16 protein-coding genes are annotated in these 25,536 nt (G+C 41.1%); 1 reads left to right on the forward strand and 15 read right to left on the reverse strand.

Annotated features, from left to right (window positions below; translation table 11 throughout):
• Positions 1 to 128: 128 nt before the first annotated feature.
• The 14 genes from AC58QC_RS00280 to AC58QC_RS00345 form a co-directional block, all read right to left on the reverse strand.
• Positions 129 to 1,907, reverse strand: coding sequence for a glycoside hydrolase family 36 protein (locus AC58QC_RS00280; RefSeq protein ID WP_497413209.1), 1,779 nt, complete (start codon positions 1,905 to 1,907; stop codon positions 129 to 131).
• Positions 1,908 to 2,181: 274 nt separating this feature from the next.
• On the reverse strand, positions 2,182 to 3,756 hold the full coding sequence (locus AC58QC_RS00285; protein WP_497413210.1) for an ABC transporter substrate-binding protein: 1,575 nt from the start codon (positions 3,754 to 3,756) through the stop codon (positions 2,182 to 2,184).
• Between the two features lie 94 nt (positions 3,757 to 3,850).
• Complete coding sequence (locus AC58QC_RS00290; protein ID WP_497413211.1) at positions 3,851 to 5,656, reverse strand: glycoside hydrolase family 36 protein; 1,806 nt, start codon at positions 5,654 to 5,656, stop codon at positions 3,851 to 3,853.
• 34 nt (positions 5,657 to 5,690) lie between these two features.
• Complete coding sequence (locus AC58QC_RS00295) at positions 5,691 to 6,584, reverse strand: carbohydrate ABC transporter permease (protein WP_497413212.1); 894 nt, start codon at positions 6,582 to 6,584, stop codon at positions 5,691 to 5,693.
• 10 nt (positions 6,585 to 6,594) lie between these two features.
• A complete protein-coding gene (locus tag AC58QC_RS00300; RefSeq protein ID WP_497413213.1) occupies positions 6,595 to 7,374 on the reverse strand; it encodes an ABC transporter permease subunit in 780 nt (259 codons plus the stop codon).
• 338 nt (positions 7,375 to 7,712) lie between these two features.
• Complete coding sequence (locus tag AC58QC_RS00305; protein ID WP_497413214.1) at positions 7,713 to 10,061, reverse strand: AraC family transcriptional regulator; 2,349 nt, start codon at positions 10,059 to 10,061, stop codon at positions 7,713 to 7,715.
• Positions 10,062 to 10,282: 221 nt separating this feature from the next.
• Positions 10,283 to 13,825, reverse strand: a complete 3,543-nt coding sequence (locus AC58QC_RS00310; protein ID WP_497413215.1) for a discoidin domain-containing protein — start codon at positions 13,823 to 13,825, stop codon at positions 10,283 to 10,285.
• Positions 13,826 to 14,134: 309 nt separating this feature from the next.
• Complete coding sequence (locus AC58QC_RS00315; protein ID WP_497413216.1) at positions 14,135 to 15,235, reverse strand: Gfo/Idh/MocA family protein; 1,101 nt, start codon at positions 15,233 to 15,235, stop codon at positions 14,135 to 14,137.
• A 17-nt stretch (positions 15,236 to 15,252) separates the two neighbouring features.
• Positions 15,253 to 15,693 (reverse strand): MaoC/PaaZ C-terminal domain-containing protein, encoded by a 441-nt coding sequence (locus tag AC58QC_RS00320; RefSeq protein WP_497413217.1) that lies wholly within the window; start codon positions 15,691 to 15,693, stop codon positions 15,253 to 15,255.
• Between the two features lie 22 nt (positions 15,694 to 15,715).
• The gene (locus AC58QC_RS00325) at positions 15,716 to 16,549 is read right to left on the reverse strand and encodes an amidohydrolase family protein (protein WP_497413218.1); all 834 of its coding nucleotides are present in this window, start codon (positions 16,547 to 16,549) and stop codon (positions 15,716 to 15,718) included.
• 6 nt (positions 16,550 to 16,555) lie between these two features.
• Complete coding sequence (locus AC58QC_RS00330) at positions 16,556 to 17,080, reverse strand: MaoC family dehydratase (RefSeq protein ID WP_497413219.1); 525 nt, start codon at positions 17,078 to 17,080, stop codon at positions 16,556 to 16,558.
• Positions 17,073 to 18,239, reverse strand: coding sequence for a CaiB/BaiF CoA transferase family protein (locus AC58QC_RS00335; RefSeq protein WP_497413220.1), 1,167 nt, complete (start codon positions 18,237 to 18,239; stop codon positions 17,073 to 17,075). Before AC58QC_RS00335 ends, AC58QC_RS00330 begins: the two co-directional genes overlap by 8 nt.
• A gap of 12 nt (positions 18,240 to 18,251) precedes the next feature.
• A complete protein-coding gene (locus AC58QC_RS00340; protein ID WP_497413221.1) occupies positions 18,252 to 19,409 on the reverse strand; it encodes a CaiB/BaiF CoA transferase family protein in 1,158 nt (385 codons plus the stop codon).
• Positions 19,406 to 20,560, reverse strand: coding sequence for an ABC transporter substrate-binding protein (locus tag AC58QC_RS00345; RefSeq protein ID WP_497413222.1), 1,155 nt, complete (start codon positions 20,558 to 20,560; stop codon positions 19,406 to 19,408). Before AC58QC_RS00345 ends, AC58QC_RS00340 begins: the two co-directional genes overlap by 4 nt.
• A 121-nt stretch (positions 20,561 to 20,681) precedes the next feature.
• On the opposite strand from AC58QC_RS00345, the gene AC58QC_RS00350 reads away from it, so the two are divergent.
• Positions 20,682 to 21,392 (forward strand): FadR/GntR family transcriptional regulator, encoded by a 711-nt coding sequence (locus tag AC58QC_RS00350; protein ID WP_497413223.1) that lies wholly within the window; start codon positions 20,682 to 20,684, stop codon positions 21,390 to 21,392.
• An 81-nt stretch (positions 21,393 to 21,473) separates the two neighbouring features.
• Here the strand turns inward: AC58QC_RS00350 and AC58QC_RS00355 are convergent, their stop codons facing one another.
• Positions 21,474 to 25,400: a discoidin domain-containing protein gene (locus AC58QC_RS00355; RefSeq protein ID WP_497413224.1), complete on the reverse strand. Its 3,927-nt coding sequence runs from the start codon at positions 25,398 to 25,400 to the stop codon at positions 21,474 to 21,476.
• Between the last annotated feature and the right edge of the window lie 136 nt (positions 25,401 to 25,536).

Below are 25,536 nucleotides of genomic sequence, written 5' to 3' on the forward strand. Positions count from 1 at the left end.
GATACTCCTCCAAATTGGAATGCTTCTTCCTGACTATTCTCCCCAATAGGATTATGGATACATATTCTTCAATAAGTTTCTGGACATACGTTCACTCCTGTCACTGCAAACACTGACTTCCTAAACGCCTAAGTACATATCAACAATCTCGCTTCATGACTTCCGAGATCGATCTTCATGTTTTTATTGTGAACACCTAAAAAATCACCTGTCCAGAAATCTTCAATCCTACAGTTATTTTTCGTTAACTGCACTTCAAAGCTTCTAGGTTGATCCTCCCAGTTAAAAAGGAACACTAATTCTCTATCCAACTGCTGCACTCTTCCAATTTGAAAGCTCGAATCATCAAATCTCGCAGCTATTCGGGTTGGAGGAATCAATCTTTTCAATAAAGCCGTATTCTCATCCGACAAATCAACGATTTTATCTCCCGACAGTACCATAGCACCAGTCGCATATATAAATGTCGCATGAAAAATGAACTCACTAGGGGTCATTTCTGATCTAACTTTCACCATATTTCCGTCAGGACCTAGTTGATCCAACTCTAAGTTCTGGAGTAGAACACAGTCTGGATCGTTGACCCACAGCCTATTATGCTGCCAATTCCGCCTAAAGTTCTCCTTTGCCACATCATGAAAACTGCTCCATGTTCGGAAAACATCATTTGCGATTCTCATCCCATGCACCAATCCAAGTGAAGGCCACATTGGCGCATTGCAACCGAGGACGAAGCTATTCGCTCCCGCCCCCTCGAGAATCGCCTCCATTCCATGCCTATAGGCTTGAATACTTGTATACGTAGAGTCATATCTCTTACCCAATGGAAGTGCTCCCCACATGTTAGCATCCAGCTTGAAATACGTGCATCCCCATTCTTCTCTCATGGTTTTAAACAGGCTTCGGAGAAATTCCCGTGCTTCCGGATGCGATCCATCGAGCATATACCAGGGGCCGTTTCTCCAGCCTCCGAAAGAATATCGATCGGAAGGCAAGGGAAGGTCATCTTCATCTTTCACAAACCAATCCGGGTGTTCCATAAACAATACAGATTCTTTCTCCGCAATAAAAGGAGCAACCCAAATCGCAGGCTTAAAGCCCCTATCCTTAATTTTTTCGCAAATTTGCTTTACATCGTTGCCAAAGGACGGATGTTTAATGAACCAATCGCCCATAAAAGCCTGATATCCGTCATCAATTTGAATAAATTCCAAATCTAGATTCCGATCAGAAATCGCATTCAAATTAGCCTCGACGTCTTTCTCAGTGACTTCTGGACCATAGCACGCCCATGAGCACCATCCTGTCGGCAGCTGAGCATAATCCAACTTCGGATGGTGCCGGTCAAGCTGATCTGCGAGATCAGATAGCAATTGCTCTCGATCCGTTCCATTAAGGACTAGAAACTCCTCCAACTGCAACCTTTCTCCCGGATGGAGTGTTAATCCCTCCAAATCGAGAACTATCTCAAGATGATCCTTATTTATACGAAATTCTCCTCTGAATCTATAAGAGGACACAAATGCAAATAAAATATGTTTAGATCTGGAAGGTGATATAAGCAGCACATTATAAGTTGTGGAATATCCTTCAACAGTAGGCATTTTATAATGCGTATGATCGTTATAGCTGCCTATAAATTCGGATTCTCCGATGGTTCCGCCGTATTGGGATAACTTGCTATATCCTTCCCCATACAAAGGAGTATTCTCATCAAATGTATGTGAACCTAAGAAAATCGCTGCTTCTTTTAATCGAACACTGCTCTTGCCCTTGTTTGTTATACTGCTGCTGCAAATATCCCCATGCCATTCTCTTGAAATACTAAGTAGCTCCGTACTGACATGTTCCTCTTGATGTAATCTTGTTTCAGTATGCATAATCATTAATTGTTCTTTACCGAACATAATCTCGCTCCTTCTTTACTGCACTGTTCTGAAGTCGTTCATTTTGACTAGATTATACCTTGCTATTCTATATCCCCCGGTTTATTGAGTTGATAAACCACTCTATTAAATGAGGTACGATATTTGCGTGAGTAACCATTCTCGTTTCGGAAAACAAAAAGCCAAGCCCTTTACTATTATTTCTGTAAAAGGCCTGGCAGATGACGAAATAATGCCTTTAGACTGTTTTAAAATCCATTATTACTGTGCAAATAAGAGTCAATTCACAAGACAGTTATTTACCATTAGCCGCTTTCCAATCAGCGATTTGTTTATTAGCATCTGCCACAACTTTATCGATTCCTGCTTTTGCTAATTCATCATTCAATTTCGTTAAAGTAGCATCCACATCAGCAGAACCTGTTTCAAGGATCGGCTTGTATTTGTCATACACTGATTTAATTGCTGCGTATTCATTTTTAACATTATCCGGGGTATAAGTGAACCCTAAAAGAGGAGATAGTGAGGCACTTTTGTTAGCCTTCAGCGCAATATCAAGAAATTTGGCACCTGTCCCTGCGGTATAAGGTCTTGTTGTGTCTGGTCCCATTTCCCAACTCAATTGAGCATCGTATCCAGCACCAGCAATCGTTTCAATAACTGGTTTTCCATCTATAGGATCCTTGCCCGTCACTTTGTAATGTTTCCCTTCAATACCATGAGCAAGTATAGTAAACAATTTATTGTCAGATCCATCGTTCAAAAGGTTCAATAGCATCATAGCCCGATCCGGATGCTTGGATGTCTTGCTAATACCAGTTAACTTAGATGTTACACTTCCGGTTACAAAACTACCGTCATTTAGTTTGACAACCGTAGTTGGACCGCCAAATTGACTGCTCGCATTCGCATTGTCAATTTCAGCATCACCCAAAGCATAGTTTTGAATCCAGCTTGCATATTTTCTTGTTTTGATATCTCCGATCCAATCCTTAACACTAGCAGCATCCTTGCTAATGTAACCCTTGTTATACCAATCTCTAAGTAGCTTGTATGCCTCTACATTCAGAGGTAAAGTTGGATAAGGGACAACCTTACTATCACTATAGTTATAAGAAAGTATTGGATCAATGGATTCGGCATTTTTATTATTAGTACCATTCACAATATTCATGAAATTGCCTCCTGCAGTTGGAGAGAAAGCAACTTTTTCTGGCATTGTGCTTTTAACTTTTGCAAGAAACGGTTCTAAATCTGCCAATTTCTTAATACTATTTGCGTCAAAACCTGTTTTTGTTAGAATATCTTTATCAAATGAAAGCCCAGTGCCGTTAACGTAACTACCAAAGTGAGGTATGCCCATTTTTTTCCCTTTGAATGTCACAGCTTTCCATAGATCAGCGGGCTGTACTTGATTTAATATATTTTTTCCGTATTTATTCAGTAAATCATCCACTGGAATGAATGCGCCGTTCACAGCATTCTGAGTGAAATTGAACGCCCAACCGGCGGTAAATGCAAGATCAAACTCCTCGCCAGATGCAACCTTCAATTTCATTGTATCGTCATAACTACCCCAATCCACGTAAACCAGCTTAAGAGTAGCATTAATTTTTTGTTCGAGGATTTTGTTTGCCTCCGCCAATACAGCATCTGTATCTTTTTGAGGAGTACCGTCGATATACCAAGTAAGGGTAACCTTTTCCTTCAATGGATCAACTGTCGCTGCAGCAGTTGGTGCTGCAGATTGTGTTGCTGGCGTTGTGGACTCTGATGGTTTTGAAGAACTGCATCCCGTAACGAGAAGCGCGAGCGAGGTTGCCATAACGAGTAAACCACTCGATACGTTTACTTTCTTGGAATTTTTCATGTCTAAACCCTCCTAATAATATGTGTTATTTATTGTTAACTGTTTCCAGTTACAACCAAAATTAGTCATGCTGTTAGCTCATCTTATTAAGCTCCTATGAACATATCAACAATTTCGCTTCATGTTTTCCGAGCTCAATATTCATTTTCCCATTGTGCGTACCAAGAGATTCAGAAGTCCAGAAATCTTCAATCCAACCGTTATTTTTCGTTAACTCTACTTCAAAGCTATTAGACTGGTCATCCCAGTTGAATAGGAACACTAATTCTTTATCCATCATTTGCACTCTTCCGATCCGAAAGCTCGGGTCATCAAATCTCGCAGCTACATTGGTAGGAGGAAGCATTTTTTTCAATAAAGCCGTTGTCTCATCTGATATGTTAACGATTCTGTCTCCTGATAACACCATTGCTCCAGTTGCATAAATAAATGTCGCAAGAAAAATGAATTCATTGCTGGTTAAATCCGATTTAATTCTCACTATTTTTCCGTCCGGGACTAATTGTTCCATATCTGAATTTACGATCGTACAATAGTCCTCTAAATTTTCGAATAACAGACAGTCCGGATCGTTGATCCAGAGCTTATTATGCTGCCAATTCCGCTGAAAATTCTCCTTAGCCACATCATGAATACTCTTCCACTTCCGGTAAATATCATTAGAAACCCTCATCCCATGCACCACTCCAATCGAAGGCCACATAGGCGCATTGCATCCGAGCACGAAGCTATCTGGTCCAACTGCCTCGAGAATAGCCTTCATTCCTTCTCTATAAGCTTGAATACTTGTATAAGTAGGGTCAAATCTCTTCCCATATGGTAGCGCTCCCCACATATTCGCATCCAGCTTGAAATACGTGCATCCCCACTCTTCTCTCATCGTCTTGAAAACATGACGGAGATATTCCCGAGCCTTCGGATGCGATCCATCGAGCATATACCAAGGACCGTTTCTCCAACCTCCAAACGAATACCGATCGGCAGGCAATGGCTTTCCATCTTCATCCTTCACAAACCATTCTGGATGTTCATGAAATAAAGTCGATTGTTCTTCGGCAATAAAAGGGGCTACCCAGATGGCTGGCTGAAACCCTTTAGCAGATATTTTGTCACAAATCTGTTTAACGTCTTTTCCAAATGTTTGATGTTTATCTAGCCAGTCACCCATGAATGCCTGATAGCCATCATCGATTTGAATAAATTTCAGGTTAAGCTCACGCTCAGATATTGCGTTTAAATTATCTTCGATATCTTGTTCTGTAACTTCGGGGCCATAACAGTACCATGAGCACCAGCCTGTCGGCGGCTGTGCATAATCAAGCTTCGGATGGCGTTGGTCAAGCTGCGCTGCCAAATCAGCTTGCAACTGATCACGATCCGTTCCTTGAAGGTATAGAAACTCCTCAAGCTTTAATGTTTGTCCTGGCTCGAGCTTTAAACCCTCTAAAACGAGAGCAATCTCAAGTTGATCGTTATTTACACGGAACTCACCTCTGAATCTGTGTGAGGAAACAAAAGCTAACAAAATATGATTTGACGATGTAGGTGATAATATCAGCATATTATAGGTTGTAGAAAAATCTTCAACAGTCGGTATCTTAAATACATCCTGATCATTATAGCAACCAATAAATTTGGGGTCACCAATAGTCCCGCCATATTGTGATAACATGCTATATCCTTCACTGTACAAGGAAGTATCGACATCAAGTAGATGTGAGCCTGCGAACAGAACTGCTTCTTTCAGTCTAACGCTACTCTTGCCATTGTTAATTATGCTGCTGTAGCAAATTTCCCCATGCCATTCTCTGGTGACCACAATGTCTTTTGCATAGTCTAGTTCAGTTTCATTTACCCTAATTTCAGCAGGTAACGTCATAAGGTGTTCCTTCTTTAACATAATAAACATCTCCTTATTCGACTTCCTTTAATATTTAGCCCTTCACGGCTCCAACCGTCAAACCTTTGACAAAGTATTTCTGGAAGAAAAGAAATACAGGAAGCATAGGTCCAATCGCAACAACAACCATAGCCATCCGAGCAGAAATTGTGGGTAAGTTTTCCAGTTTGAAATCACGAACATTAGGGCCTATATTGGTAGCCAGATAATTCACTTGCGACATCAACCTATATAATAGCAGCTGCAATGGGGCTAATTTCTGGTTCTGAATATACAGCAGCGGAGTAAACCAGTCGTTCCAGAACATAAGTACAGAAAACAATGACACGGTCGCAATACCCGATTTAGCCATCGGAATAATAATTTGTATGAATGTTCTTAACTCACCGGCGCCATCGATTTTGGCCGACTCGATGACTGTCATGGGTATACTTTGCATGAATCCTTTCATCAACAAAACGTTCCATGCATTAACTAAGAGCGGAAGGATCATCACGAAGATATTGTCTCTAAGATGTAGGTATTTGGCTATTAGCAGATAGGTAGGAATTAAACCTCCATTAAAAAGCATCGTGAAGAAAATAAATAATGAGGTCTTATTGGCAAATCGATAATCCTTCCTCGAAATAACATACCCCAATGTAGCCGTGAACCACATGCTCAATGATGTTCCTACGATAACATTAAACATGGATACCCCGAATGAACGAAGAATGATCGAAGGATCCGAAAATACAAGCCGATAGCCCGCCAGGCTGTATACTTTTGGAATTAACGAATATCCATTTTTCAACATATAACCATCGCTGCTAAAAGAAATAGATATGACAAGTACAAAAGGGATAATACACAATAAACAAAATATGATTAATATGAGGTGGATCCATATATGCGATAACGTAAATTTGTTTTTCTCTTCTCTTTCCATTTCTATCCTCCTAAAACAATGAATTTTCCTTATCGACTTTCCTTACGATTGCATTAGTAACAATGACTAGGATACAACCACAAAGGGATTGGTAAAACCCTGCAGCAGCTGACATTCCTATACTTCCAACACCTTTGAGTGAATTGTACACATACACATCAATCGTTTGCGTTACATCATAAAGCAGTTTGGAATCATTAGGCAGACTGTAGAACAACCCGAAATCGCTGTAAAAAATTCTTCCGATTGAGAAGAGTGTTAGCATAATAATCAATGGCTTTAAAAGCGGGATAGATACATATAGGATTCGTTGAAACTTAGTGGCTCCATCTAGATAAGAGGCTTCATATAGTTCCGGATCGATACTTAGTAACCCTGTATAGTAGATCAGTGCCGAGTAACCTGCCGATTTCCATACAGCGGTAAATACAAGGATATACGGCCAGTAACGAGATTCGTTATACCAGGCAATCTCATTGAAACCAAAATAATTCAAGATGACATTTAGTAATCCATAATTCATATCGAATAATCCCATAAAAATAAGACCAACAACGATCCATGAAAAAAAGTAAGGAAAGAACAGCGCCGTTTGATATATTTTCACATATTTTTTAGTGAGTTCAAACATCATTAAGGCTATACCTACGGTTACTATGGTTCCAAGAATAATAAAAACCACATTATAAGCAATCGTATTTCGTGTGATGATATAAAAATCGGGTGATGTAAATAAAAACTTAAAATTGTCAAAACCAATCCATTTACTGGTGAAGATATCATTACCCAATCGTACATCCTTAAACGGAATGATTAAACCCAGCAATGGGATGTAATTAAATACTAATATCAGAATAAGTGATGGGAGTCCTAGAAATAATAAACTGATATCTCTACTATGTTTTGAAAATCTCGATACGGCCTTCATCGCCAATGATGCACCTTCCTGTCTTCTCTATATTTTTTGTTTTCTGTAAGCTTCACATTATCGGATTTAAGCCAAAGTTGATATTCAAAAAAACGGAATTTCTTATGATTCGGACTCAAATATACGTAAATAACTATGATTTGAAGAATAGAAACAAAAAAACACCCCTTTTTTTTCAATAAACCGGGGTGTTTTTCTCGCTATGATTGATTCTTCAATCTTTTGTTCACCACATATTGCTTTGGCGTGCATCCGAATTTTCGTTTAAATACATTGTAAAAGTAGGTATCACTTCCCATTCCAACCTTGTTTACAATTTCACCAATGGATAGATCTGACTTCTCCAGCCAATCAACCGCATGACTTAAGCGAAGTTCCATTAAGTACTCCGAAATAGAAACCCCTTTATACTCTTTAAACACCTGTCCTAAATGTTTGGATGAAACCTTAAACGAGGAAGCCATCATTTCAATATTTAATCCATTATCTGCGTATGCCGTGTTAATCAAATCTAACGTCGCTTCAGCAAGCAAAGCATGCTTCGTATTCGTTTCACTTTGATTATTATTTACTATATAGTCTGTCATAACCTCAACAATTTGTAGGAAATATTCCTCCATCGTATCAAGTTCATGTATGGCATGATATAAAGGCGTAAAGTTGATTAGGCTGGGTTCCAACCTATTTTTATTAATTTCATTGATCGTAATTTGAGTTGTATTAACAAGATGCATCAGTGACAGAATGATATTGTTAAAGCTGTTTTGTGAAATCTCCTCTACAATCTTCGATAAGGTCTCATTTAAATTCAAAATGGAGCCTGACTTAACGATTTCAACTAATTTTTTCTCATAAGAAAAAGAATAATCCATTTGGGAACTAGTCGTATGGATCTTGATCTTCTCTGTAGTCAGAATAGATTTCTTTCCATAGACAAATCGATACATGGATACTTCTAATGCTTGATTAAATAAGTCTGTAATTTGCTTAAACTCTTTCCCACTGTCACTTAAAGAGAAGCTGACCGAAACCTTCAGGTATTTCATAATATTTTCTTGTGCGATTTTCAATGTCTTCTCTAGATTGTCTATAGACACACTGCTTTCAGGCGTATAAATCAAAGCAACAATTTTATCATCATTTAAATAAATAGCTTCGTTCAAGTAATCCTCTGCAAGTACCTCACTCAAAATATTTGCAATGGCAAATTTGATAAGCTCCCCATCTTGGATATCATAGCTTTCCTTAAAAATAGCGTATCCATCGATCTTTGCTATGCAAACCGTATAATAACCATTACTACCTAGTATCGTATGCTGCTCATTTCTTGCACGCTGAATTTCTTCGTATGACATGCTGTAGCTTACAAGGATGAGCTTTCTCAAAAACATATTTTTCATACTTAATTTGTGGGTGGACAACTCATTTTCATAACGACTGATTTGGTCTGATGATTGATTAAACACTTCATTTAGATAATAAAACTCATCTTGGACATCCCGCGCATTGTGGATTTTTGGATGTCTAGGTTTAATCTGTTCCAGTAGCTTGCCGACTGGTTTATATACTCTTCTTGAGATTGATAAAGAGACGATTAAAGATATAACAAGGAAAATTAAGCCAACAATGATTGTAACGAATCTTAATTTACCTATATAACTCAGAATTAGATTATCCCGCTGCGTTTTTATGATATAAATATCAGCTTTTGGAATATAGACGTAGGAGGTATAGTATTTTTTATTATCTACGGATATTTCTTTGGAGCCCATATTCGTTAAGTAGTCCTGATTCTTATGGTAATCTTTATAAATATTTTTCAAAGCAACGGCTAATCCAGGTGTCACCGTTTGATCTCCAATAATATTACCTCTTCCATCTAATAAATAAATGGACTGGTCAGGTTGATCATCTTGTAAGCTTATCAATTTAATATTACTTAGTAACCAATCTGATTTGACATTCACAATGACTCCGCCATCCAAGATCCCTTTCCCTAGAGCGTCATACATAAAATAAGTAAAGACATCCTCTTCGCGATTTTCTTGCCCCAATTGATTTTGAATTATTCTTGAAACTGGCTTTAACAGGGGAAGCGCTTGATTGGTTGTAATCGCGTTCTCTATGTACTGTTTTAACACACCGTCGTCAAATAAGAGCCTATCTCGATTCGTATAAAATGTCTTATCCTGACCATTATAGATGTAGATGGAATCAATATTAGGATTGGCCGCAAGAAGTGGCGTACCGATATTATTCAGTTTTTGCATGATATCGATGATATCATCATCGGTATGTTTATCGTATAGTATGGTTTGAATATCCGGACTTGAAAATAAAAGCTTACAAATATTCTTTACCGTGGCATCCATATATTCTGCATTGTAGCTTACTTGTTTAAGAATCTTTTCGTTATTTATAAATTCGTTTTTTATCGCAGCTTTTTCAATATAATAATAGACTCCGCTTAAGGATAAGATGATTAAAATCGATATGGTTGCAGAAAACCATAAGAATATATTGTTGAAATATTTTCCTTTATTAAACATAAAGTATTTTCTCATCGTTTACCCCGCATCTACTATTACTTGTTGCCTCTCACCCTATAAAGCAATTGTACTTTACACTTCCAACTTATAGTTTAGCTAATTTGCTCCGAAATGTTGATTTATTGCACAAACTTGGCGAAATATTCATTACAAAGCCCCTGTCTATACATATAGACAGAGGGCTCATATAAACTTTTGTGCAGTTTCAATTCATTCCTTAATTATTGACCATAAACTTTAAATTCATAAATACTGCCGCCTTGTGCTTGTGTAGCTGTAAGTGTAATTTTCATATATCTAGCTGTGATCGATCCTGCATTGGTATCCGTATTAGCCGCTTGAGTCGTATAGCTTCCCGTATGGTCATAATACATGGAGTAAGTACTATCGTCTGTTGAATATTCGATTTTGTACTTTTCTCCTAATCCCGATTGTTGATGAAAGGTCGTACTCACACTGGAAATCGAATAGTTAGCTCCCAAGTCGACCTTCAACCAGGATGGATCTGCAGCTCCACTCGCTTGTGCCCAACGCGTTGTGGCATTCCCATCCACAGCTTTGGATGCATCGTAAGTGCCTGAATAAATCGATGAAGCGGTAGCCGTTTTCCCTTGGGATAGCGGAACTGGTGGAGCTATCGGATTTCCATACACAGCAAACTCGTAAATGCTGCCGCCCTGCGCTTGTGTAGCTGTAAGTGTGATTTTCATATATCTAGCTGTAATCGATCCTGCATTGGTATCTGTGTTGGCAGCCTGTGTTGTAAAGCTTCCAGTATGATCATAGTACATAGAGTAAGTACTATCGTCTGTTGAATATTCGATTTTGTACTTTTCTCCTAAGCCTGATTGTTGATATAACGTCGTACTCACACTCGAAATCGAATAGTTCGCTCCCAAATCTACCTTCAACCAGGATGGATCTGCGGCTCCACTTGCTTGTGCCCAACGCGATGTGGCATTGCCATCCACTGCTTTGGAAGCATCGTATGAACTTGAATAGATCGAGGAAGCCGTTGCCGTTTTCCCTTGTGAAATGGGAATTAAGCTTCCAAATACTTTGAATTCATATAGGCTGCTTCCTTGTCCTTGCGTACCTGTTAATGTGATTCTCATATACCTTGCTGCAATGGCGCCTGCATTCGTATCTGTGCCTGAACCGTTAAAACTAGCTGTTTTGTCTGCATACATAACATAAGTAGTATCATCTGTTGAATATTCAATTTTGTATTTCATACCAAGTCCCGAAGGCATGTGAAAAGTCGTATTCGTACTGGTTATCGCATAATTCGCTCCCAGATCGACCTTCAACCATTGTGGGTCTGATCCACCACTGACTTGTGCCCATCTTGTCAACGTATCGCCATCGACAGCCTTGGAAGCATCGTATGCACTTGAATAAATCGTTGATGCTGTAGCCGTTTTCCCTTGTGAAACTGGCGTCTCACTCGGAATTGACGTCGGATCTCCATATACGCTGAATTCTTTTATACTTGCATCAAGTCCTTGCGTATCCGCAAATGTGATTCTCATATACCTAGCTGTTACTGCCACCTTGGAATCTGTGCTTGAAAGCTTGAAATTATCAATTTTGTTTCCATACATGGTGTAATTAGCATCATCGGTTGAATACTCGATTTTGTATTTAACTCCGCTGCCAGAAGCCACATAAAAATCCGTATTCACACTTGTAACTGAATAATTGGCGCCTAAGTCTACCTTCAACCATGCAGCACCTGCCGCTCCACTGGCTTGCATCCATCGTGTCGTAGAACTACCATCTACAGCCTTGGAAGCATCATACGTACCTGAAGCTATGGATGAAGCAGTAGCTGTTTTCCCCTGAGAGAGTAAGGCAGGAGTTGTGCTTCCTGGAATTTGGAAATTCGGTGTTGGCCCATCGCCGAGACCCACACCCGCGTTAGCTAAAATCGCTTGTGCCGTAGCATCCCAAGCATCGCTAACAACTGCCGTATTATTCGAAACTACGTTAGTGCCACCTGTCATATAGGTTCCCATACCTGAAGTATAGAAGTTATAATGCGCATTGTTGTCATGGGCATTCCAATAGCCTCCACTGCCAACATTCGTATAATACCAATTGTTTGTGCCTGAGTTTTGCTTACTTAAGACGTTGTTTGTATCAAAAAAACCGACCGAGCCATTATCTCGATAAAGAAAAGCATATTGGTTTTTGTCATCATAAATATAATTACTGTACACCATGGATCCTGGTTGACTTCCTAATGTATATACCCCTCCACCATCATTCAAAGTATGATTAAAATTATAGATGAGGTTGTGATCAATGACGTTATTTTTGGCAACCGATGTGCCCAGCGTATCAATAAAGCCCCAACCCCAACCAACGGTGATAGCTGAGTAAGGCAAATCGTAAAGTTTATTATGTGTGATAACCGTACCATCCGTATACCCAACAAATATGCCGACATTACCCATAAACTCAGCGCCTATTTTGGTAATCGTGTTATTCGACACCACGTTATTCTTTACAATAACTCTAGCATCGGTCGGGTGATGGTCGACATTAGGATCGATCCCACCAATGTTAATCCCATTCCCCGAAATATCCGTAAACGTATTATAGTCAATCTGGTTGTCTTGACTGCCATATTCAAAATTCAATGCCGCGTTACCCATATGCGTAAACGTACTGTTTTTAATAACCACATTTTTTGCTGCTTTAAAGGTTACACCTGCAGGTGTCTTATATTGATTCGTACTCCATTGATGCGTCGTGTATGGCAAACCGAGATTACGATACATGACGCCCGATTGAAAATCCGCATAGCTGTTATTCCCGCTCGGTTCAAGCCACGTATTATAAGCGAAGGTAATCCCATCGAACTGAATGTTAGTTACAGGTAGATCTAATGTGCCTGCACCATTGACTAATGTTTCGAGTTCGGCAGCGACGAAGGTAGAAGTGGACATGTTTTCCCCGGCACGTGGCTTGTAATACATGTAGCCATCTGTGCGGTTATGATACCATTCTCCTTCTGAGTCCAATAATTCATAAGCGTTTTCAATCCAACTTATAGCTCCACGACTATTACCGTTCATGGTTGCGTCCGTCCATCCAGGGTTTTTCATAGTTGCCGTATTGCCTGTAATGGAACTGAAGCCAAACCTTTTACTCATCCAGTTTTGCTTGTTTACCGTTTCAATATCGCTGATATTGCCCCAACTTGCCATATTTGCGTAAGTAGCATTTGTTGGCAAGGTAAACCCGGTAGAAGTGTACGAACCATACCCCGTAGGCGTATCACCTTTTGCACGAATGGCCCTAACGCCATCAACATAAAACTGTCTAGTTTGTTTCGATGTTCCGTAATTAGCTTTATAAATATTTTTTGCCGCATCATGCAAGGTCCATACAGTAATAGGAGTTCCACCACTGATCATCGGAGTTTCTCCAGTAAAAGCTTTATAAATGACATTATAGCCATTCGTACCTGAATCCAGTGATGTCAATGTTAGGGTTGATGTAAGGGTGTAAGTTCCTCCCCTAAGGTAAACTAGGATATCGCCTGTCATCGCAGTGTTAACCGTACGTACAACAGTTTGTGCTTTCCCAATTGTAAGAAATGGAGCGGCTTGGGTGCCTGGATTACTGTCACTTCCCGTAGGCGATACATAATAGGTCGCTTGAACGGCTGCGGATGCGTTTTGTGTGAAGCTTATCAAATTAATCATGGATAGCAGCATACATGCAATTAGAAGATTAGAAATACATTTTTTCATCATTTTCCCTCCTTAAGTTACGATCATTTGTGATGATTTACAGTAACAGAGATGAAATATGCCATTCTATTAACTTAGTCCTCTTTAAAATGGACTATTATTCCTATCACCTCCTTTGCATGCGCTTACATTTTAATTATATTAAAGTTAATTAATCTTCATATCGAGAAAAATTTTGGTAGTTTCGTTGAATTATTTTGGATTATTCTACTTTTCAGACGGAATTGAAGTGAATAAAGCACCACCGATCGCTTATAAACGATTACGTGGTGCTTTATAACTTCAATTATCTCATCTTGTATTTTTTACTTAATCAATTTCCTTTAGCCAAATCGGGCGATTTTCTTCCATCGACCGATAAGCAGCAAACACTGCCTGCAGCGTTAGTAAATTATCTTGAACACTGTTTTCCGGCTCGCGCTCTTCTTCAATGGCACTCAACAATTCCCCCATCGTGCCTAAAAACGCATCCGGAAACCATCTGCCTTCAAGTTCCGGTGTAAACCAGTAGGCTGGATCGATCTGTCGAGAAGTAAAGCTCAATGTATCTTTCTGACCGATTGGGTAATTATATAACGCCCCATTAGTACCTTTGATCACACCTTCAGTTCCTTCAAAACGGAAGGTTGCATACCAATCATCTTGAGCAGCAATATTATTATGATTGTCGTGAATGAGTCCTCTTGTTACGTCACCTGGAAATTTCATATGGATCAACGTGCGGGTTTCCCCTTTACATACTTGACCAGGGAATTTGGCTCCGTCAGCGTAAACATAATCTGGTGTTCCTAATAAGGAGCGGATGGCATCCACATAATGGATGCTGTGATACATCAACTCCGGATGATCAATTTTCGTAATCCAAGGCCAAAGTGACCAATCTGTATTCACATTCACTTGTATCGAGGCTTGTGTAACCTGCCCTAACCAACCTCTTTGAATGATGGTACGGCTTGCACGAATCCCCGGTGCCCAGCGCAATTGCTGATTAACGGCGCCTTTAATACCCGCTGACTCGCATACTTCCACAATACGTTTGGCATCTGCGTACGATTCGCTAAGCGGCTTTTGACAAAGTACATGTTTGCCTTTCGCTGTTGCACGCTCTACCACTTCTAGTTGATATTTAGCAGGGATGGCAATATCAACAACTTCAATTTCGGGATGATCCAATAACTCATCTAGTGTTCCGAATATGTTCTTAAGTCCAAATTCACCTGCAACTATTTCTGCTTGACTACGATTCGTGTCATAAATCCCAACAACATTCAGTCCACCAATCCGATAGGCGGGCAGATGGCAGGCTTGCACAATAGCACCTGCACCAACAATGCCGATTCCCTTGCTTTTATTCTGAGGCACCTTAGGTTTGTAGTCTAAATCTAGCAAAGCACTTTGCTTCAGTTCCATTGTGATCACCCCTTCGCCTATTTTTTCTTCACCAACAATAAGTGAGCGCAAGCCAAGACTACCTGATTATGTTGATTGAGTACTTCTACTTGTTCAGTCACGAGTCCGTAAGCCGGACGCTTCGGATATTCTTCTTTGGTGGAAATAGTAGTTCGAACACGAATCGTATCCCCGATATGCACAGGTTTAACAAACCGAAGCCGATCATAACCATACGAGAAAGCTTCTGGATTCATTACGCCGGCAGACATTCCGATTCCTACACTAAATATGAGTGTGCCATGAGCGATGCGCTGCCCAAATTCCTGCGTTTTACACCATTCGGCATCCATATGATGCGGGAAAAAGTCACCCGTTTGACCTGCATGCATAACAATATCTGTTTCGGTAATCGTTCTACCAAAGGTCATCCGTGAAGAGCCTACTTCATAATCCTCGAAAAACGTAGACTGGATCATTTCATTAGCCTCCATTCAGCTTTTATAAACGATAAAAATTTACAGCTGTATGTCCAAGAACGGCATCAATTTCGGCTTTCGATCGACCTTCTAGTGCTATGTTCGTTTCATTCCATACTTTAGCATAATCACCAGCCAAATTCGCTACAGGCCAATCACTGCCGAACATGAGACGTTCCGCTCCGAATATCTCGAAAGCAAAATCTATATATGGTTTAATATCTGCAGCCGACCAGTTTTCCCAATCTGCAGCCGTATTGAGCCCAGATAATTTGGCGTATACATTCGGATAAGAAGCCGCTTTCTTCATCTGACTTGCCCAAGGCTCCATCTGCCCATCCTTAATGGGCGGTTTTGCCAAATGATCAATGACGATTTTTAGATTAGGTACTTTTTCAGCAAGCGTCGGTACATGTTGCAGATGTCTTGGTAAAACAGCTACGACATCAAACGTCAAGCCAAACGATGCCAACACCTTCAAACCTTCTATGACATCATCCTGAACTACCCAATCCGGATCCTTCTCCTCATGAATCAGATGGCGGATACCTTTAAATACAGGATTTTTGGTATATAGTTGCAGCTTTTTCGCAGCTTCATCGGGCTTATTCAGCGGTACCCATCCTACAACACCGCCTACCCAATCAAATTGGGAAGCGGTTTCAAGCATATAATCAGTATCTTCATATGAATCCATTGCTTGTACGAGAACTGTTTTATCGATGCCAGCCGCCCTAATTAACGGTTCGAGCTCAGCAGCTTCAATAGTGCGATATAAAGGGCCATAAGCAGGTACAAGCCACGGATAGGAAACTTTATCCAAATTCCAGAAATGCTGATGGGCATCAATTCTCATCTCTCATCATCCCTTTTTCTCGATTTGATCTTGCCATTGTTCCGGATTTCGGTACTTTACCGTTTGCAAATGTTCACAATAGAGGACGAGCTCACCTTCATTTTTATACACTTCGTAACTGACTTTGACTAACCCTAACTCTTTGTACTTAGGACGCTTTTCCATATGGGTACGCACGGTGTAGATGGTGTCTCCAATAAATACGGGTTTAATAAAACGAAGTTTATCATACCCATAGCTAAATGTGTGAATATTATTATGTGCCATCAATCCTAGACCTACGCTGAACACAAAGGCCCCGGCAACTAATCTACGCTGAAAAAGGCCTTCTTCTTTGGCAAAAATTTCGTCAGCCACGTAAGGGTGCATATCCATCACTAAAGCGTTAAATTGCATACTTTCCCCTTCGGAAAGCGTACGACGCATGGAACGGATCTTTTTACCTACTTCAAACTCCTCATACATCCAATCTTCCGTATTAAACAAAGGGATATCTTGATGTGGACGGTTAACATTTTTAATTTCAGTCATTTCCTGCCAGCTCCTTCATGATTGAGTGATTATCCTCACCTAGCATCGGTGAGCCTATGGATGATGTGAAAATTTGCCCGTCTATTCGGATCGGACACCTTGTAGTTAAGAGGCTTGTGCCATTATTACGAGTGACCTGCTGTGTCATGTTTAATGTTTGGAAACCTTCGTGCAGCAATAACTTATCCCATGACATCACGTCAGCACACCAATAATCTGCGGGTTCAAGGACGGAGAGCCATCGCTGTGTTGATTCGTTCTGTAGATGCTCCGCAAGGATTCGCTTGATTTCATCTCGCTTCGTTGCCCATTCATTCGGATCGGTATAGGTCAATAAAGCTTTACATTCAAGCAACTTGCCAAGTTCTAGCACGGACCCCATTGCTAGTGCGATAAAGCCATCTTCCGTCTTGTAGATACCGTAAGGGGCCCTTAAATAAGCATGCGCATTATGAATGCCGCTTCTTTCGGGAAGCTTTCCGCCATCGTTCAAATACGTTGTCAGCACTTCGAACTGAAAATCCAGCGTAGCTTCAAGCAAACTTGCTTGGACGAAAGACCCTTCACCTGTAATCCCACGTCGCACTAAGCAAGCCAAAATACCTTGCACCAGTTGTGCGCCTGCCATCATATCCGCAACCGCTAAACCAAAAGGCATTGGGGGCTGGTCAGCATCACCGTTCAGCCATGCGAGACCAGATAACGATTGTACGAGTAAATCCTGCCCGGGTCTGTCGCGCCATGGACCTTCGTGGCCATAGCCTGTAATTTCACCATAGATAAGAGTAGGGTTTATTTCATGAACTCGCTTGTAATCCAGTCCAAGTCGTTCCATTACACCCGGCCGAAAGTTTTCAATAAGTACATCCGCTTTACGAATTAAGCTTCTAACGATTTCAAGTTCATCTGGATTTTTCAAATCCACAGCGAAGCTTTCTTTATTCCGATTAATGGAATGAAATAACGTGCTATCTCCGTCCATTTCCATATTGGAAATATATAAAGTTCGACATATATCACCTGATCCGGAACGCTCAATTTTGATCACCCTTGCGCCGAGATCCGCTAATCGCAAAGCAGCAGAAGGTCCGGAGAGGAACTGACTGAAGTCCAGTACGAGAATACCTTCAAGAGGTTTATGTGTTGTTGTTATTGCCATGGTGCCAACTCCCTATTGACTCACTTCGCTCAGAAGAAATTCTTTATCCAATCTTTCGTTATCCTCACCGATACGCGGGGCCCATTTGTCTGACTCAAGTCGGGCTTCGTTAATCCGAATCGGACATCGTGTCATTCGTAGGCTAGGGGATCCGGGTCTCGTGACTTCCTGAATCATGTTAAGCGTTTTAAATCCATCGTGCTCAAGCAATCGATCCCATGTATAAACATCTGCGCACCAATAATCAGCAGGTTCTAGCCTATCTAACCATGCCTGTGTTGTTCGCGTCTTGAGGTGGTTTACTAAGATACTCTTGATCTCATCTCGGTGCGTGAACCAGGTTTTCGGATCGGTATATGTCGCTAATGCCTCACATTCCAGAAGCTCTCCAACCCGGATAATCGAACCCATGGCAAGCGCAAGATAACCATCCGCTGTTTCATAAATTCCGTATGGAGCCCCTAAATAGGCATGTGCGTTATTCACGGAGCTACGCACAGGAGGTTGCCCGCCATCATTGAGATGTGTGGTCAGTACCTCAAACTGGAAATCCAAAATCGATTCAAGCAGACTAACTTCCACCAGCCCGCCAATACCTGTGCGGCCACGACGTACAAGACAAGCAAGAATGCCTTGAACTAAATGTGCCCCTGTAAACAAATCTACTGCAGCAAGTGCGAAAGGAACCGGAGGTTGATCCGCATTTCCATTGAGATAAGCTAAACCGGATAACGATTGGATTAACAAATCTTGGCCTGGCTTGCCATTCCAAGGTCCTTCTTTCCCATATCCGGTAACACTGCCATAGACGATTTTGGGATTGATTTGTTTCACACTTTCATAATCTAAACCTAGCTTTTCCATTGTGCCAGGGCGGAAATTTTCAATCATCACGTCCGCTTGTTCAATTAACCTTTTAACTTTGATGAGATCATCAGGGTCTTTTAAATTCGCTGCATAGCTTTCCTTATTACGGTTGATCGAATGGAATAGCACGCTATCACCATCCGACAATAAGTTATTTAATGACAATTGGCGGCAAGCGTCACCGGTTCCTGGTCTTTCTACCTTAACCACTCTGGCGCCAAGATCCGCAAGACGCAGTGCAGAAGATGGTCCGGAAAGATATTGACTGAAATCCAGCACTAAAAGTCCTTCAAGCGGTTTCACTGATGCTCCTCCTTCAGCGATTCACGATATAAAATATCCATCTTTGCCAATACTTCTTTGGGATTACCGCCATGACGAATATAATCTCGGACTACATCACCTGCATGATCTTGAAAGTGAAAATATCCACTGTATCGAGGACGCATATAAGCGCGATCCAATGCGGGCAACGTATCTTTGTAATAATTCTGCGTTTGACGGTTAACCTCTTCATCCAACCATGCTTCTCTGTGTCCTGGCTGACCGCCGCTCTCGAAATAAATAGTTTTTTGGATATCGCTACTTGTTGTAAACATAGCAAAGCCTAATGCATCATCCATTTGCTTGCAATTGACTGAAATAGCGAGCCCCGTTCCGCCTAAGGTTGATCTTAGTTTCCCATGATCCCCGATAGATACCATGTCAGTAGATCGCACTGCGTATTTGGAGTAACCTCGTCTGGCATAATTGGAATATCCGTAAGCAAAAGGACAATAATAAATATCATCACGCGTAGACATCGCTTCCATGACCTTAATTGGATTCCAATCTAACATTTCCTCTGTACAGTAATTCGTAAGTTCTCGAAGCTGATCCAGCACCTTAAGCCCCATATCTGTACTGACAACGCTTTCTTTATTGATAAAAGGCTCTTCCCCTTGCGTGTAGCAAAGCATATAAAAATTCATAAGTGTATCAATCGGAATTCCAGCAAAAGCAACCTTACCTCGCTTAGCTAATCCAATCAAGTCATCCCACGTATCTGGCAAATTTAACCCATCATTTGCGAATAAATCCGGGCGATAGGATGCTACAGGTGTTGCTGCATCAACAGCTAATGCACTTTGATAACCGTCAAAATTATAGCTTAAGTGTGATTTACCAACTGAATTTGCGGCCTGATCAGCCATAAACTCACGTGGAAGCACCTGATCCAAGGGAACCAAAATGTTTTTATCCGCAGCAAACCCAGCCCATGGATGGTCAATAATTAATAAATCATATTGCTCGGCTAACATTTGAATCGGATAATCCGCAAAATGTTGTAGTGAACGTTTATCCCACGTAATTTCTACATCTGTATGCAGCTCCATATATCGTTGCGAAGCAGCTACAACTGAAACATAACCTCTTGTATGGTTCCAAGTAATGCCACGAAGTTTTTTTGTCATCGGTTTAGCTCCTTTATTTATCTGGTAGTACCACAATACCACAACTCCTTGTTATCCTCAATCATTTTCTGTATAGTTGAGTTACAAAGAATGAATTTCAACATTTGGAGGTCCTACCGAAATGTTAGATATAAAAGCAGTCAAAAAAGTGACAGTCACTGAGCAAATTATGGAGCAAATTGCCGCTCTCATTACTTCAGGTCAACTTCAACCTGGTGATCAACTCCCTAATGAGAGAGATCTGGCTGAGCAATTCAAGGTAACCAGGGGCCGCGTTCGTGAAGCACTTCGCGCATTGTCTCTTGTCGGTCTGCTTACCATAAAAGCAGGTGAAGGCAGCTTCGTAAACGAACAACAAGCGCCTTTTTCACCTGAAACGATTACTTGGATGTTTTATAGTGAAATTCATAACTTGCATGAAGTGTATGCAGCTCGAAAACTAATTGAATCCGAGGTATATCTCCTTGCTGCTCAAAGCGCAACACAAGATGAACAAGATCATCTTCTCCTGATTCTTGATGCTCTTGTCGAAGCAAAAAATCAACAAAATCCAGCTGAGTTTTTAGATCTCTTAGATCAGTTTGATATTTACATGGGAGAAATTTGCGGTAATCGCATTTATGCCAAATTGATGCAAACCGTTGTTCATTTACGTAGAGAAACAAGTTTGAAGCTATTGAAAGTACCTGGAGCGATCGAAAGCAGCACAGAAATACGCAGCTCATTGATGTATGCTATACAGTCCAAGGATAAGAAACTGATCAAAAACTCGGTCCAAGCTTTTTTCGAAAAATCAAAACGGTTCTATGACAACATTATCGGCAAAGCCTAAAATGCATTGCCTATCGCACAATAACGGAGCACCGCGGTTTGCGGGCTCCGTTTTCAATTTGATACTGCAGTTTAGCTCATCTTACTGTCCAAATACTTGAAATTCATAGATACTGCCGCCTTGAGACTGAGAATCCGTTATCGTAATCCTCATATATCTTGCCGTGATCGATCCAGTGTTTGTGTCCGTGTTCAACGCTTGCGACGTAAAGCTTGCTGTTTTATCCGCATACATCGAGTAGCTTGCATCATCCGTGGAATACTCGATTTTATACTTAAATCCTAGTCCCGATCCCTGATAAAAATTCGTGTTAATACTGGAGATCGCATAATTGGCTCCCAAATCTACCTTAAGCCAAGGCGAACCCAACACGCCAGCTTGCTGCGCCCAGCGCGTAGACGAACTGCCGTCAACGGCTTTGGATGCCGCATAGGTGCTTGAATAAGTGTCAGATGCCGTTGCCGCTTTTCCTTGGGAGATCAGTGTTGGCGGCGGCGACGAAGGTGAACCATACACATTAAATTGGTAAATACTGCCACCCTGACTCTGAGAATCTGTTATTGTGACTCTCATATATCTTGCCGTGATCGATCCAGTGTTTGTGTCTGTGTTAAACGGCTGCGATGTAAAACTTGTCGTCTTATCCGCATACATTGAGTAATTTACATCATCCGCTGAGTACTCGATTTTATACTTAAATCCTAGTCCAGCCCCTTGATGAAAATTCGTGTTAATGCTGGAGATCGCATAATTGGCACCCAAGTCTACCTTGAGCCAAGGCGAACCTAATACGCCAGCTTGCTGTGCCCAGCGCGTAGACGAATCGCCGTCAACAGCCTTGGATGCATCATAGGTGCTCGAATATGTATCGGATGCTGTTGCCGTTTTACCTTGGGAGATAGGTGTCGGTGGTGGCGCCACTGAACCAAACACATCAAATTGTGAAATACTTCCACCTTGACTCTGAGAATCTGTTATTGTGACTCTCATATATCTTGCCGTGATCGATCCGAAGTTTGTATCCCAGTTAACCGCCTGTGACGTATAGCTTGCCGTTTTATCCGCATACATGGTGTAGTCTACATCATTCGTGGAATACTCGATTTTATACTTAAATCCTAGTCCAGACCCCTGGTGGAAATTCGTATTAACATTAGAGATTGCGTAATTGGCACCCAAGTCTACCTTTAACCATGGAGAACCTAACACGCCAGCTTGCTGCGCCCAACGCGTAGAGGAATCGCCGTCAACAGCTTTAGAAGCATCATAGGTGCTGGAATACGTATCGGATGCTGTTGCAGATTTTCCTTGCGAGAGCGAAGCTCGGCTTCCATACACAACAAAGGCGTCCAGAAGCCATTTCTGATTCGCGCCATTCACGATTTTAATCTCATGCAGCCCCGGCGTTAAGCCCGATACACGAAACACTTTCTTCTGACTTAACAGACTAGAGCTAGTTTCGTTGATGGTAGACGTTTGTAGCGTTCCATCGATATATACCTGTGCATTATTCGAATAATTAGAATTAGTTTCGGCAATGACATCGATACCCGTTCCAACAAACTTGTACTGCAGATAAGCACCCGATGCTGTCGTATAATGCCCTGTATTTCTATAATCGACTGCTCCCGATGCTTTCCTATTTTCATCAAATGTCCAATTCCCGGTGTAAATTATATTCGAATTACTGTCATCGACCGAGACACCGGCACTGTTTTTTAAATATAGATATTCCTGTTCCAGCCCAGCGTTATTCATGATGTTAACTGCTGCAGTTGGCCAATTACCATCGCTGACGTACGTATTCCCATTTCCCCAACCAGTAATCGAACTGTTGTCCGAGTAGTTATTGGCTGTCGTATTGTTAGGAGCCCCCCAGGTTCCACTAGCAATATAAATCCATTGTTGAACGTAGTTTTTAATAACATTGCTGGTGACATTATAATTATTTGTACCGTTATCCAAGTAGATTCCCGTTAAATAACCCCATACACCTGTAATGAAATTGTTAGACATCGTTGACCCTGGCTGCCGGCTTAACGTGTAGATCCCGCCTCCATCAGATAGTGTTTGCAAGACATTAGAAACTTTGTTATAACTGACCGTATTATTCTGGGAATAAGGTGTTGCTGATTGGTGTGTTGAATAGGTTGATTCCTGACCCCAGCCCCAGCCGACTGAAATTCCCGAGTAAGGTAAATTATCCAATTCATTATGAAGGATCTGCAGATTTTTGTTGTAGCCTGCAAAAATACCCGTCGCCTGAGGATACTGTACGCCTACGTTGGTAATATAGTTATTCGATATCGTATTGTCCACCGTTTGTTCAGAAGAACTTGTTTGCCAGAAATCATTCACGACCCCGATCTGAATGCCAGCGCCAGAAATATCGGAGAAGCTGTTTCCGATGATATTGTTATTCTGAGTCCCGTTCTCAAATACAAGACCCGTCCCGCCCAAGTGGGTGAAGGCATTATCTATTATGACGATGTTGTTGGCATATTTATAATTGACGTTGCCACCGATATGATTCATCGATTCCCAAAATTCATTATGATTGGCTGCCGTATTGTAAGCGGCATTCCAATAATTAACGCCTTGAAAACCGACAAAACCATTACTAGATAGAGGATCTAACCACGTCCCATAGGCAAAAGTCAACCCGATAAACTGAACATTGTGTAGAGGGGTTGCAGCAGTGCCCAGACCGCTAACAAGCTGTTCTACTTGTGGAACAATCACACTCGCCGTAGATAAGTTCTCATAGCTTCTTGGAATGTAATACATGTATTGATCGGAAACATCGTAATAAAATTGACCCGGGTTACTCAAAAGCTCGTAGGCATTTTCAATCCAGTAGCCGTAACTGCTTGCAAAAGCGACTAACATTGGACCGAATGACTGCTGATTCGCGTTCATCAAGCCCGTCCCGCAAGGGTTTTGCAAGTAAATCAATCCATCTGATGTTATAGATGATATGGGGCACGAATGGTTCTGAAATGTTTGGGTGTTATGAAATCTAATTTGATTCACATTTTTCCATGTTGACATATTCGCGTAGTTTGGGTTCGTGACAATTAAATCGGCATCGGAATAGCTAAGCATTCTAATGGTATGCTGACCAGCGGACAAACCCGATTTGCTGAATATGGTCTGTTGTGATAATAATGTACTGTTGTATTCACTGACCGTTTGATCCAGTACTCCGTCAATAAATACTTGAATGTGACTTGCAAAGTTCGAATTCTTTCCGGCAATTATATCAATACCTGTTCCCGTAAACGTATATTGCGCTGAATGTGCATGATAGGGCGTATGATGTGAATCACCGTTGAAATCACCAAACTGACTCCGATTATTATCATCCGTCCATCCCCCCGTTCCCGTGTAGGTAATGCCTGGGGCGTCATCATTGACAGTGGTTACTGTTGACCCGTTATATACCTTAAAGGCGTCCAAAAGCATGTATTTTACATTACTATTCGTGGTATCTGAAGCTAATGTAAAGCCACTTGGTTTCGATTCACCGCGCGCAACAGTTGTACGAACGCCATTGACGTACATTTGTAGGATTCCTGTGGATGATCCTACATAGGTACGATAAATATTTTTGTTCGAGTCATGCAGCGCCCAATTTGTCAAAGACTTCCCGCCGCTAATAACAGGGTGGGCACCTGGATATGCTTGATAAATAATGTTATATCCGTTAGTACCAGAGTCATGAATGGATCCGCTTTCAGTTAATTGAAACGTTGACGTCAGCGAGTAGGTGCCATCCAAGAGATAGACTACAATGTCTCCGGTCATACTCTGATTTACAGTTCTGACCTTATCTCGCCCACCCTGAAGCGAACAAGGGCTGACCTGCGTACAACTCGTGCCGCTGCCCGTCGGAGAAACGTAATATGTAGACTGTACAGCCGCATTAGCTTTTTCACTTACCGTTAAATTCATAGTGATACATAGCATAAAAGCTAAGAATGCGGTGAAAAGTGTTTTAAATTTCATTTAATTTCGCTCCCTTTACTCATAATATTGAACCATCAGCCATCATTACCGAACCTCCATGTGAAGTATTGCGTATAATGTAAGCGGTTACAATAATGAATAAAAAAGAAAAAAACTTTTATTTCACGCTTTCCCT

It is taken from the genome of Paenibacillus sp. J22P51 (assembly GCF_059692215.1).

Coding starts and splice junctions, on each gene's coding strand:
- AC58QC_RS00280 (WP_497413209.1), bottom strand. CDS start 1,907: ATGTTCGGTAAAGAACAATTAATGATTATGCATACTGAAACAAGATTA.
- AC58QC_RS00285 (WP_497413210.1), bottom strand. CDS start 3,756: ATGAAAAATTCCAAGAAAGTAAACGTATCGAGTGGTTTACTCGTTATG.
- AC58QC_RS00290 (WP_497413211.1), bottom strand. CDS start 5,656: ATGTTAAAGAAGGAACACCTTATGACGTTACCTGCTGAAATTAGGGTA.
- AC58QC_RS00295 (WP_497413212.1), bottom strand. CDS start 6,584: ATGGAAAGAGAAGAGAAAAACAAATTTACGTTATCGCATATATGGATC.
- AC58QC_RS00305 (WP_497413214.1), bottom strand. CDS start 10,061: ATGTTTAATAAAGGAAAATATTTCAACAATATATTCTTATGGTTTTCT.
- AC58QC_RS00310 (WP_497413215.1), bottom strand. CDS start 13,825: ATGAAAAAATGTATTTCTAATCTTCTAATTGCATGTATGCTGCTATCC.
- AC58QC_RS00315 (WP_497413216.1), bottom strand. CDS start 15,235: ATGGAACTGAAGCAAAGTGCTTTGCTAGATTTAGACTACAAACCTAAG.
- AC58QC_RS00320 (WP_497413217.1), bottom strand. CDS start 15,693: ATGATCCAGTCTACGTTTTTCGAGGATTATGAAGTAGGCTCTTCACGG.
- AC58QC_RS00325 (WP_497413218.1), bottom strand. CDS start 16,549: ATGAGAATTGATGCCCATCAGCATTTCTGGAATTTGGATAAAGTTTCC.
- AC58QC_RS00330 (WP_497413219.1), bottom strand. CDS start 17,080: ATGACTGAAATTAAAAATGTTAACCGTCCACATCAAGATATCCCTTTG.
- AC58QC_RS00335 (WP_497413220.1), bottom strand. CDS start 18,239: ATGGCAATAACAACAACACATAAACCTCTTGAAGGTATTCTCGTACTG.
- AC58QC_RS00345 (WP_497413222.1), bottom strand. CDS start 20,560: ATGACAAAAAAACTTCGTGGCATTACTTGGAACCATACAAGAGGTTAT.
- AC58QC_RS00350 (WP_497413223.1), top strand. CDS start 20,682: ATGTTAGATATAAAAGCAGTCAAAAAAGTGACAGTCACTGAGCAAATT.
- AC58QC_RS00355 (WP_497413224.1), bottom strand. CDS start 25,400: ATGAAATTTAAAACACTTTTCACCGCATTCTTAGCTTTTATGCTATGT.